We start from the raw sequence: 11,240 nt of genomic DNA, 5'->3' as shown, positions 1-11,240 counted from the left end.
CCCCTCGCCCCATGCCTACAATTTCCCCGTCCCGTATCGGATACACCAGGAGGCGTCCTGGCGAGGCGGGGCCGGCGCCGGGTGCAAGGAAACGACGTAAGTCCTTGTATCCGGGGTTCGCGGAAAATGGTCTCCCTCCAGCGACACGGGGAGAGATGAAGGGTTACGGACCGGCCCTCGTCTCTTGATGCCCGAAAGCGCGCGCCGGGCGTGCCTGTGCGGCACACATGGTGGCCTCATGGATGGTTTCGCCGGACTATTTGAAGTCCGTCCGCTTCCTCGGATTTAATCCGAGGATCCGGAAGTCCGGCGGCGGTTCCTGGTTGCCCTTGCCGGTAAGTTGGTCCGGACGAGCGCCAGAGGTCAGACGAACACCATCCGGAAAGGCCACGGCAGAGAGATCGAAGTCGCGGATAAAAACCGCTGAACGGGGCGCTGAGAGGTGTCACCTATAAACTAACTTACGAGGCAGCTCCCAGCGCCCCGTCCGACCACCCTTCGTCTCCGGGATGGCTAAGCCAGGTCCGGTCCGTCGGCATGGCGAAAATTGGTGCACAGACTGGCCGGGGAAGAAACGGGCGCGGCAGGCGCGGGAAAAACCCCGACCCCAGGAACCAAAAGGAGCACCGGCGTGTTGAAAGGGCACTTCGATAGACAAACCATGATATTACAGGAGATTCACCATGGGACGCGGTATTCTGCTCTGGCTCCTCGGCATTCCGCTGCCGATCGTCATCCTTCTCGTCCTCTTCATGCGCTGAGGAGACGGAAATGCCAATTTCATCGACAGGCTCCACGGCGCTAACTCCGGTCGAGTCGTCAAAATCCGCAATTGCCTGGGGTCCGATCATCGGCGGTGCGGTTGCGGCAACCGGCATCAGCCTCATCCTCATCCTTTTCGGCTCCGGCCTTGGCCTGACCATGGTCTCGCCCTGGTCGGGGGAAAGCAGTTCGGCTGCAACCGTCGGGATCACGGCCGCCATCTGGCTCGTGGTCGTGCAATGGCTGTCGGCGGCCCTCGGCGGCTATCTGACCGGAAGGCTCAGGACCAAATGGGCGGCGGTCCATACGGATGAAGTCTTCTTCCGGGATACCGCGCATGGCTTTGTTTCCTGGGCATTAGCGACGATCTTCGTGGCCGGTTTCCTCGCCTCGTCTCTGACTTCGCTTGCCAGCGTCGGGGCTCAGGCCGTCGGAACTGCGGCAGCGACCGCCGGTGTTGCGGGTTCGGCAGCGGCGGCATCGTCTGCGGATGACGCCGATACCAATGCCGCGACCTCCTATTTCACCGATGCGCTGCTGCGTCCGCAGCAGGCGCAGCAGCGTGCGGAAACCGACAATACGGCAGCAACTGCCGAAGTGTCCCGAATCCTCGTGAATGGAGCTATGCAGGGCGGCGTGCCGGAAGATGACAAGGCTTATCTTGCCACCATCGTCTCCGCCCGCACCGGCCTCTCGCCGGAGGAAGCCCGTGCCCGTGTCGATTCCGTCCTGAAAAGGATCGAAGATGCCAAGGTGGCCGCCCAGCAGGCAACCGACGAAGCCCGCAAGGCGGCAGCAACGACGGCCCTTGTCGGATCCCTTTCATTGCTCGTCGGCGCGTTTATCTCCTCTGCAGCCGCGGCACTCGGCGGCCGGCAGCGCGACGAAGAGGAAGACCTGCTGGTCGCCTCCCGCTTCTGAGCGCTCAAGATCAAAGACGACAACGCCCTCCGGAAGGTTCCCGGAGGGCGTTACTGCATCGGTTCGGGCAGCTTACTGCAGCGTGCGGGGCATGGCCTGCAGGTCGGCCGGGGCGCCGGCGGCGGCGCCCGCCTGATCGCCATCGAGGCCGGTCGCCACGACCGAAACGCGGAACTTGCCGTCCAGATTGCGGTCGAAGATGGCGCCGACGACGATATCGGCGTCGTCCATGACTTCGTCGCGGATGCGGCTCGCCGCCTCGTCCACTTCGAAAAGCGTCATATCGGAACCGCCGGAGATCGAGATGAGCACGCCCTTGGCACCCTTCATCGAGATGTCGTCGAGCAGCGGGTTGGCGATCGCGCCTTCCGCGGCGAGCAGAGCGCGTCCGTCACCGGAAGCTTCGCCCGTGCCCATCATTGCCCGGCCCATGCCCTTCATCACCGACTTCACGTCGGCGAAGTCGAGATTGATCAGGCCTTCCTTGACGATCAGGTCGGTGATGCAGCCGACACCTGCAAACAGGACCCGGTCGGCGGTCATAAAGGCGTCGGCGAAGGTCGTCTTTGCGTCGGCGATGCGGAAGAGGTTCTGGTTCGGGATGACGATCACCGTATCGGCTGCCCGGCGCAGTTCCTCGATGCCGGCTTCTGCCGTCTTCATGCGGCGATTGCCTTCGAAGGTGAAGGGTTTCGTCACGACGCCGACCGTCAGAATGCCGGCACTGCGTGCCGCCTGGGCGATCACCGGGGCAGCACCCGTGCCCGTGCCGCCGCCCATGCCGGCCGTCACGAAGCACATATGCGAACCGGAAAGGTGATCCATGATCTCGTCGATCGACTCTTCGGCGGCCGCGCGGCCGATCTCCGGCAGCGATCCTGCCCCGAGCCCTTCCGTCACATGCGCGCCAAGCTGGATGCGGCGGGAGGCCTTGGAGGTCGCAAGCACCTGAGCATCCGTATTGGCGGCGACGAAATCGACCCCTTCGAGCTCCTCGGCAATCATGTTGTTGATGGCGTTGCCGCCACCGCCACCGACGCCGATCACGGTGATCTTCGGCCGCATCTCGGTAATCTGGTATTTCTTGCCGTCCGTCATCGCAATCTCCTTGGCATCGGCTCCGCCGCCCGAGCGGCCCCGTCGGCCGTCCGAATCACATGTATTTTAGCTGTGCAACAAGGCAGAGGCTTGGCGAAAGAACAAGCTCTGAAACGGAGCGGCGGAAAACCGAGAATTTTCCACATGCACACGGAACATTTTGCGCATCTGATTATTGTGAAGAGTCTGATCACAAAAATGAGAAAACGAGAGAGGAGCATCGCGTATCATGCCTACGTCTGCCGCACGCGCGTCCGTCCCATCCCCGGATGAACATATTCTTACCGTGCAGGAGGCGCTCGAGCCGCTCTTCCTGGCGCTCGAAGAAGAAGCCGAGATCAAAATGATCGCCGCCGCAGTCAAGGCCGGATGGTCGGTCGAAGATGCCGTCGCGGCCATCGATGAACTGCGCCGGACAGAACTGCTGCCTGGCGATTTGACGCATTGACCCATCACAAAAACTCGTTCGCCTGCTCCGTCAGGATGCCCTAGATCTACCGCATTGCACGCAAGCGGAGACAGAAAGCTCATGGCGATCAGGAATATCTGCATCTATGGCGCCGGCGCCCTCGGCGGAGCCTTTGCCGCAAAGATCGCAAGCACTCTCGGCGACGAGGTCAATGTTTCGGTCATCGCCCGCGGTGCACATTTGGCGGCGATCCAAGAAAATGGCCTCACCGTCGTCAAGACCGGTGAAGGAGGCTCGCTGAACGTCAGGCTTGCCGCCACCAGCGATCCCAAGGAACTGCCGAAACAAGATCTCGTCATCACCGGCATGAAGGGCCATCAGCTCGCGGATGCGGCCGAAGGTTTGGCCGGTCTGCTCAAGGACGGAACGCGCGTCGTGCCGGTCGTCAACGGCATTCCCTGGTGGTACTTCCACCGGGATGAGGAAAGCGGCCACGCGGAACGCCAATTGCCGGAACTTGACCCCGACGGCAAGCTCTGGCGGCTCGTCGGGCCGGCGCGGGTGATCGGTTGCGTCGCCTATCAGGGCGGGGAAGTGATGCAGCCCGGCATGATCCGCCTCTACGGGGATGGCCGTTTCTTCCTCGGCGAGCCTTCGGGCGAGATTTCACAAGACCTGGTATCCATCTCCGATGTTTTCGGCCGCGCCGGAATCACGATCGTACCGACGCAGCGCATTCGTGATGCGATCTGGACGAAGCTGATGGGGAATGCCGCCTACAATCCGATCAGCGCGCTGACCCGTGCCCGGATGGACAGGATGATGGAGAACAGGCTCCTCGTTGAGCAGATCAGCAAGGTCATGACCGAAACGAGAGCGGTTGGCGAAGCGCTTGGCGCGGTCTTCAACGGCAGTGTCGATGAACAGTTGAACCGTTCCGGCGGCTTCGGCCCGGTGAAAACCTCGATGCTTCAGGATTTGATCGCCGGCAAACCTCTCGAAATCGGCCCACTGACCGGCATGGTGGTTGCTCTCGGCAAGCTCACCGGTGTTCCCACGCCGACCTGCGAGACGGTGCTGGCGCTCACCACTCAGCTCGACCACGAGAACCTCAGAGATTGATTCATCGTATTGAGGATGTGAATCCGAAAACGCCGGCAAGCGCCTGAAAACCATTGAAGATGCCAGCGCTTACCGGCATCTTCTTGGGCGAAACGATCACTTCTTGACCTGCTCTGCCCAGTTGGGAGCATTGCTCTTGCCGTCGAGAAATGGCAGCACGGTCGCGGTCATGGCGGGAGACGCAAAGGCCTCGTAGTGGGTAAGGTCGGGCAGGATCGCCAGCCGGTTCTTCGACATGTTTTCCCGCATCCAGCCGGCGTCCTTCAGGCCGCCGCCGAGCTTCTGATAAAACTCCACGACATGTTCCGGGCGAACCATGTCGCTGTCGCCGAAAACCAGCATGACCGGCATCGTCAGCTTCGGGATCGCATCCGAATAGTCATAATCACGGCGCATCAGATCGCCCATCGCGTCAAGCAGCCTCGGGAATTCCGAAACGTCCGGCGCAACGGCCTTGTAGGAGATGAACATCGGCGTGTCCTTCATCATCTCCGCCATGCCGGCACCGACGGCTTCCTGCTGCGGGATCATCTCCGGAAAGAAGCCCTTTTTCGCAAACGGAGCCGAGGCGATGACGAGCCGCCGCACCTTGTCCGGCGATTGAGCCGCCATCTGGAGCGCGACGCCGCCGCCCATGGAATAACCCAGCACGTCGACCTGCTTGTAACCGAGTTCGGAAACCAGTTTGCCCATGTCGGCGCCCATGGCTTCCAGAGAAATAGGCCGCTTGCCGAGCGGCGTGCGGCCGTGCCCCTGAAGATCGACGCCGATCACCTGACGGTGTCCAGTGAGCATGGGCATGACCGGGGCAAACATATCGATCGAGCCGAGACCGCCGTGCAGAAGGAGGAGCGGTTCGCCCTCACCCCGGATCTCATAATAATAGCGAATGCCACCCGTCTCGATATGGCCCTTCCTGGAGGGTTCGGTCGCTACCGGTTGGTTCACCGAGGGCGCGGATTGTTCCGCCTTGACAACGGTCGGCGTGACCGATGCAGCGATGGCAGCAATTACAACTGCAAATATCCTGCTCGACATGGCTTCCTCCTCTAAGGATCATTTGATGATGCCCCAAGGACGGGGAAGCGGAAAGAAAGCCGACAGGCGCCGACAAAAAATCGCGCAAAAAGAAATCCCGCCGCGAGGAGACGACGGGATATTCAGTCGGAGGTCAAATATTATTGTTGTTTTACGGCGGCTGCAGGGGACGAAAGCCGCCTTGTTGAACTCCCGGCGACATATTACTGGATCGCCTGCGAGTTCGAAGTTCACGGGACTAACCCATAAGTAACCGCGAGGTTCCATAATTCGTTAAGGGCGGTACATTAGAATAGTCAAACTTTCCATATTGGCATCAGCGAGGCAGTGATGACCGCTCCCGGCTTCCGTTTTACCCACTACGATCTGAAACTGCAGCGGGCAGGTACCGTGATCGAAGTGACGTTGAACGCGGTCAACAACGTGCGGCTGCTGACCGCCGTCAACTTCCAGCGCTTCACAGAGAAGCTGGATTTTAAATATGTGGGCGGCATCGCCAAGAAATCGCCGATCCGGCTTGTCATCCCGGAAAACGGCCATTGGCATCTGGTGGTCGATATGGAAGGCCATCACGGCCTGGCTGACTCTTCCGTCAAACTTGTCGCCGCGCCGGGAGCGGCTGCCACTCACAAGCAGGCATCCTGATCGCCTCTGCGAAAATCACCCGGCATTCCGCTCCTTGCGAAGCTTGGCCCACCAGTCGAGCCTTTTTCTGATCTCGCGCTCGAAACCTCGTTCCGGAGGGTCGTAGAACGTTTGCCGCCCCATCTTTTCCGGAAAATAGTCCTGACCGGAAAAGGCGTCCGGCTCGTCGTGGTCGTAGCGATAGCCTTCTCCATATCCCTCGCCTTTCATGAGCTTTGTCGGCGCATTGAGGATATGTTTCGGCGGCAGAAGCGAGCCATTTTCCTTTGCAGCGCGGGTTGCCGCCTTGAACGCCGTGTAGACCGCGTTCGATTTCGGTGCGGTCGCCAGATAGACGCAGGCCTCGGCGAGGGCCAACTCTCCCTCCGGCGAACCGAGATAATCGTAAGCATCCTTGGCGGCATTGCAGATGACCAGCGCCTGGGGATCGGCTAGGCCGATATCTTCCACCGCCATCCTGACTAAGCGGCGCCCAAGATAAAGCGGGTCCTCGCCGGCATCGAACATGCGAGCCAGATAATAAAGTGCGGCATCGGGATCCGAACCACGCACCGATTTATGCAGTGCCGAAATGAGGTTGTAGTGACCGTCCTGGGCCTTGTCATAAACGGGAGCACGACGTTGAACGATCCGGATGAGGCCTTCGGTATCGAATACCTCTCCTTCCCGCGCTGCCCGCCAGACCTCTTCGGCCAGTGTCAGCACCGCTCGGCCATCTCCGTCGGCCATCCGGATCAGGCTGGCCCGCGCGTCGGGATCGAGCGGCAGCGGTCTTCCCTCCACCTGCTCGGCGCGCTGCAGCAGTTCCATCAGGCTCTCTTCGTCATGCGGCCGGAAGGTCAGCACCCTGGCGCGCGACAGGAGAGCCGCATTCAGCTCGAAGCTTGGATTTTCCGTCGTCGCGCCAACGAGAATGACCGTGCCATCTTCCATGACCGGCAGAAAACTGTCCTGCTGGGCACGGTTGAAGCGATGGATCTCATCAACAAAGAGCAGAGTCTGCCGGCCGTCCATGCGGCGCATCCGCGCCGCCTCAAAGACCTTTTTCAGGTCCGCCACGCCGGAAAAGATCGCGGAAATCTGTTCGAAGGCGAGCCCCGCCTCTCCCGAGAGCAGCCGCGCCACCGTCGTCTTGCCCGTTCCCGGAGGCCCCCAGAAAATCATCGAACCGAGCGAGCCCGAAGCGATCATCCGGCGCAGGACGCCGTCATCACCCGTCAGATGCGGCTGGCCCGTCACCTCATCAAGCGTCTTCGGCCGCAGACGATCCGCGAGAGGCCGCCGGCTGGCGACCTCGTCTGGAACCCGCGACGCGAAAAGATCGCCGCTCATCTGAAGAACTGCCGGATACGCTGGCCCTTGCGCTCGATCTCGACCCGCCAGAACCCAGGATCCTCATCCAGCATGCCTTCCAGGGCCTTGGTCGAGGTGACGGTCGTGCCGTTCAGAGAGATCACGATATCACCTGGCTCGAAGCCGTAACGGGCAGCAGGCGAGCCGCGCGCCACATCCGTGACGACGACACCCGCCTTTTCTGCCGGGATGCGAAGTTCCGTCGCAAGTTTCGGCGAAAGATTGGCGACATGCAGGCCCGCGAAGGGATGACGGCCTTCGAGCAGGCGATCATCCGGCGGCGTGGTCTCCGGAGCGGTGTTGAGGGCGATCGTCACCTGCCGGTGGCCGTCCGCAGTCTGGACATCGAGCGTCGCCTGCTTGCCGAGACCTGCCGTCGTTAGGCGATAGCCCAGCGCATCGGGATGTTCGACGGCGATGCCGTTGACGGCGGTCACCACCTCGCCCGGTTTCAAGCCGGCCCGATCGGCGGGTCCGCCTTCGACCAGGCGCACCACCAGAGCGCCACGGGCCGTCTTCAGTCCAAGGGCTTCGGCGACATCGGAGGTGACGGCATCGAATGTCGCGCCGACGTAAGGCCGCTCGAAGCTCGTCTTTCCTTCCGCAGCCGAAGCAAGGAACACCTTGACGAGATTGGCCGGGATCGCAAAACCGACGCCGTTCGAGCCGCCGCCGCGGGAGAAGATGGCCGTATTGATCCCGATCAGTTCGCCGTTCATGTTTATCAGCGCGCCGCCGGAGTTGCCGGGGTTGATGGACGCGTCGGTCTGAATAAAGAACCCGAAATCGCCCGTGGTGACCTGGTTGCGTGCCAGTGCCGAAACGATGCCGCTCGTGACGGTTTGACCGACGCCGAACGGGTTGCCAATGGCCAGCACCAGATCGCCGACCTCCACGTGGTCGGAATCGGCGACCGGCAGAACCGGGAACTGCTCCTTCGCCTTGATGCGCAGCACGGCCAGATCGACCCTTTCGTCCTTCAGCATCACGTCGCAGGCGAACTCGCGGCCGTCGGCGAGCGCGATCTTGATGTCGTCGGCGCCTTCGATGACGTGGTTATTGGTCACCACCAGACCATCTGCCGAAAGAATGACACCCGAACCGAGGGACGACTGCTTCTCTGTGCGGTTCGGCATGCGCTGTCCGAAGAACTGCTCGAAGAAGGGATCGCCCGCAAACGGATTGACGCGCTGCACGACCCGCTCGGCGTAGACATTCACGACGGCACCCGCCCTCTGCTTGACCAGAGGCGCGAAGGAAAGCTGCATCTCCTGGCGGCTTTGCGGAACCGTCTTCTGTTCCTGCGCCATTGTCGGGACAGGATATAGAAGCGCCAGGACGAAAAGGCCGGTCGAAACGCGTTTGAAAACGCTCAGCATGTGATTCCTCACTTTATGAAACCCGTTCGATTTGTAGCGCGGAAGGCTGGAAAAGAAAGGTGGCCGAATCACGGAGAGATCGGCGGAAACGGTAAGGTTACCCCGTACTATATAAAGCCTGCCGCAGCGGAAGCCATGGCGTCCGGCGAGAGACCTTCATTCTTGTCGTCCGGCTTTAGCGCATCCTTTGGTCTCGTGGAACGTTCCTGGATTTCTCCAGTCAGCATCAGGAGTGCAAGCATGAGATATATTTCGATCGCAACCGCGCCGGCCGGGCTTTTCATCGGCTTTGCCTTGTGGGCGGCGCCGACAGCCTCCGCGGCTAGCTTCGACTGCGACCGCGCCAACCTCGCGGTGGATGAAAAGGTGATCTGCGATACGAGGTCGCTCAACGACGCGGACGTGAAGATGGTGACCACCTTCGACATTCTCGTAAACCTGCTGCCCATGGGCAACCGCGACAAACTCCAAGAGGAACAGAGCGCCTGGCTCAAGAAGCGTCAGTCCTGCGGCGAGGATATCGAATGCATCCGAGCCGCCTATGCCGAGCGGATGAAGCAGCTCGACGAAGCCTACAGGAACCTGAGCAGGCCGCTGTGACGACGACTCAGCTTCAATCTCCTATTCAGGCAAGATCCGCACGGCGCCCTTATCGGCGCTGGCGGCGAAGGCGGCATAGGCTTTCAGCGCTGTCGTGACGTTGCGCTTGCGGGCAACCGCCGGCTTCCAGCCAAGCGCTTCCTGCTCATGGCGGCGGGCGGCGAGTTCGGCATCGGATACCGCAAGATGGATCGTGCGGTTCGGAATGTCGATTTCTATCATATCGCCCTGACGTACGAGGCCTATGGCACCGCCCTGAGCGGCTTCCGGCGAGGCATGACCGATAGAAAGGCCGGAGGTGCCGCCGGAGAAGCGTCCATCGGTAATCAGGGCGCAGGCCTTGCCGAGGCCCTTCGACTTGAGATAGCTCGTCGGGTAGAGCATCTCCTGCATGCCCGGCCCGCCTTTCGGTCCTTCATAACGGATGACGACGACGTCGCCTGCCTTCACCTCATTGCCGAGAATACCTTTCACGGCGGCGTCCTGGCTTTCGAAAACGACGGCCGGGCCGCTGAACTTCAAGATGCTCTCGTCGACACCGGCGGTCTTCACGATGCAGCCGTCCAAGGCGATATTGCCGTAAAGGACTGCCAGACCGCCATCCTTGGAGAAAGGATGTTCGACCGAGCGGATGACGCCCTTCTCGCCGTCGGTATCCAGATCGTCCCAACGCGAGGACTGGCTGAAGGCGACCTGGGTGGGGACGCCGCCGGGTGCCGCGCGGAAGAACTCGCGCACCGTTTCGCTGTTAGTGCGGGTGATATCCCAGCGGTCGATCGCATCTCCCAGTGTGGTCGCATGGACCGTGCCGCAGTCGCGATTGAGCAGGCCGCCGCGATCCAGTTCGCCCAGAATGCGCATGATGCCGCCGGCGCGGTGGACGTCTTCCATATGCACGTCGCTTTTGGCCGGTGCGACCTTGGAGAGGCACGGAACCTTGCGCGACAGCCTGTCGATATCCTCCATGCCGAAGTCGATGCCGCCTTCATAGGCAGCGGCGAGAATATGCAGCACGGTATTGGTCGAACCGCCCATGGCGATGTCGAGCGACATGGCGTTTTCGAAAGCCTCCTTGGTGGCGATCGAACGCGGCAGAACGCTTTCGTCCTCCTGTTCGTAGTAGCGGCGGGCGAGATCGACGATCAAATGGCCGGCTTCGACGAAAAGGCGCTTGCGGTCGGAATGGGTGGCGAGCGTGGAGCCGTTGCCCGGCAGCGACAGGCCGAGCGCTTCGGTCAGGCAGTTCATGGAATTGGCGGTGAACATGCCGGAGCATGAGCCGCAGGTTGGACAGGCCGAACGTTCGATCGCCTGGACATCAGCGTCGGAAACAGCCTCGTCGGCGGCGGCAACCATCGCGTCGACCAGGTCCAGCGCTACAGTCTTGCCATGCAGGACCACCTTGCCGGCTTCCATCGGGCCGCCGGACACGAAGACCGCCGGAATGTTGAGGCGCATCGCGGCATTCAGCATGCCGGGCGTGATCTTGTCGCAGTTGGAGATGCAGACCATGGCGTCAGCGCAGTGGGCATTGACCATATATTCCACGGAATCGGCGATGATTTCACGCGACGGCAGCGAATAGAGCATGCCGTCGTGACCCATGGCGATGCCGTCATCGACGGCGATCGTGTTGAATTCTTTGGCAACGCCACCGGCCGCCTCGATCTCGCGGGCGACGAGCTGGCCGAGATCCTTGAGATGCACATGGCCTGGGACGAACTGGGTGAAGGAGTTGACGACGGCGATGATCGGTTTGCCGAAATCGCTGTCTTTCATCCCGGTGGCACGCCAGAGCCCGCGCGCGCCAGCCATGTTGCGGCCATGGGTCGTGGTTCTGGAGCGATAAGCAGGCATGGTGTTGTCCTCGATGTCTTTCGGGTGTGCAACAGTCTACCGCTTTCCCGGCGGCC

The 11,240-nt window shown here is 61.4% G+C and carries 10 protein-coding genes; 5 read left to right on the top strand and 5 right to left on the bottom strand.

Annotated features, from left to right (window positions below):
* Window positions 1–771 precede the first annotated feature (771 nt).
* Entirely contained in the window at window positions 772–1,683 is a 912-nt protein-coding gene (locus C5L12_RS23240) for a hypothetical protein (protein ID WP_105374431.1), read from the top strand.
* 72 nt (window positions 1,684–1,755) lie between these two features.
* On the opposite strand, the gene ftsZ is transcribed toward C5L12_RS23240, so the two are convergent.
* Window positions 1,756–2,781 (bottom strand): cell division protein FtsZ, encoded by a 1,026-nt coding sequence (ftsZ, locus tag C5L12_RS23235; protein ID WP_105374430.1) that lies wholly within the window; start codon window positions 2,779–2,781, stop codon window positions 1,756–1,758.
* 229 nt (window positions 2,782–3,010) lie between these two features.
* Between ftsZ and C5L12_RS23230 the strand changes: the two genes are divergently transcribed.
* Window positions 3,011–3,229, top strand: coding sequence for a hypothetical protein (locus C5L12_RS23230; RefSeq protein ID WP_105374429.1), 219 nt, complete (start codon window positions 3,011–3,013; stop codon window positions 3,227–3,229).
* Window positions 3,230–3,310: 81 nt separating this feature from the next.
* Window positions 3,311–4,312 carry a ketopantoate reductase family protein gene (locus tag C5L12_RS23225; RefSeq protein WP_105374428.1) on the top strand — a complete coding sequence of 334 codons (1,002 nt, stop codon included), beginning with the start codon at window positions 3,311–3,313 and terminating at the stop codon, window positions 4,310–4,312.
* A 96-nt stretch (window positions 4,313–4,408) separates the two neighbouring features.
* Here C5L12_RS23225 and C5L12_RS23220 read toward each other — a convergent pair whose 3' ends face one another.
* Window positions 4,409–5,350, bottom strand: coding sequence for an alpha/beta fold hydrolase (locus tag C5L12_RS23220; RefSeq protein WP_105374427.1), 942 nt, complete (start codon window positions 5,348–5,350; stop codon window positions 4,409–4,411).
* A 330-nt stretch (window positions 5,351–5,680) separates the two neighbouring features.
* Between C5L12_RS23220 and C5L12_RS23215 the strand changes: the two genes are divergently transcribed.
* Window positions 5,681–5,995: a DUF1883 domain-containing protein gene (locus C5L12_RS23215; RefSeq protein WP_105374426.1), complete on the top strand. Its 315-nt coding sequence runs from the start codon at window positions 5,681–5,683 to the stop codon at window positions 5,993–5,995.
* 15 nt (window positions 5,996–6,010) lie between these two features.
* On the opposite strand, the gene C5L12_RS23210 is transcribed toward C5L12_RS23215, so the two are convergent.
* Window positions 6,011–7,327 (bottom strand): replication-associated recombination protein A, encoded by a 1,317-nt coding sequence (locus C5L12_RS23210; RefSeq protein ID WP_105374425.1) that lies wholly within the window; start codon window positions 7,325–7,327, stop codon window positions 6,011–6,013.
* Complete coding sequence (locus C5L12_RS23205) at window positions 7,324–8,727, bottom strand: DegQ family serine endoprotease (protein ID WP_105374424.1); 1,404 nt, start codon at window positions 8,725–8,727, stop codon at window positions 7,324–7,326. The genes C5L12_RS23210 and C5L12_RS23205 overlap by 4 nt, the downstream gene beginning before the upstream one ends.
* A 240-nt stretch (window positions 8,728–8,967) precedes the next feature.
* Between C5L12_RS23205 and C5L12_RS23200 the strand changes: the two genes are divergently transcribed.
* Entirely contained in the window at window positions 8,968–9,327 is a 360-nt protein-coding gene (locus C5L12_RS23200) for a lysozyme inhibitor LprI family protein (protein ID WP_105374423.1), read from the top strand.
* 21 nt (window positions 9,328–9,348) lie between these two features.
* On the opposite strand, the gene ilvD is transcribed toward C5L12_RS23200, so the two are convergent.
* A complete protein-coding gene (gene ilvD, locus C5L12_RS23195; RefSeq protein WP_105374422.1) occupies window positions 9,349–11,184 on the bottom strand; it encodes a dihydroxy-acid dehydratase in 1,836 nt (611 codons plus the stop codon).
* Between the last annotated feature and the right edge of the window lie 56 nt (window positions 11,185–11,240).

Origin of the sequence: Neorhizobium huautlense (genome assembly GCF_002968575.1) — a bacterium.
Taxonomy (GTDB): Bacteria; Pseudomonadota; Alphaproteobacteria; order Rhizobiales; family Rhizobiaceae; genus Neorhizobium; species Neorhizobium huautlense.
Note: the sequence above shows the minus strand (reverse complement) of the source record. Positions and strands in the feature narration are given on the sequence as shown.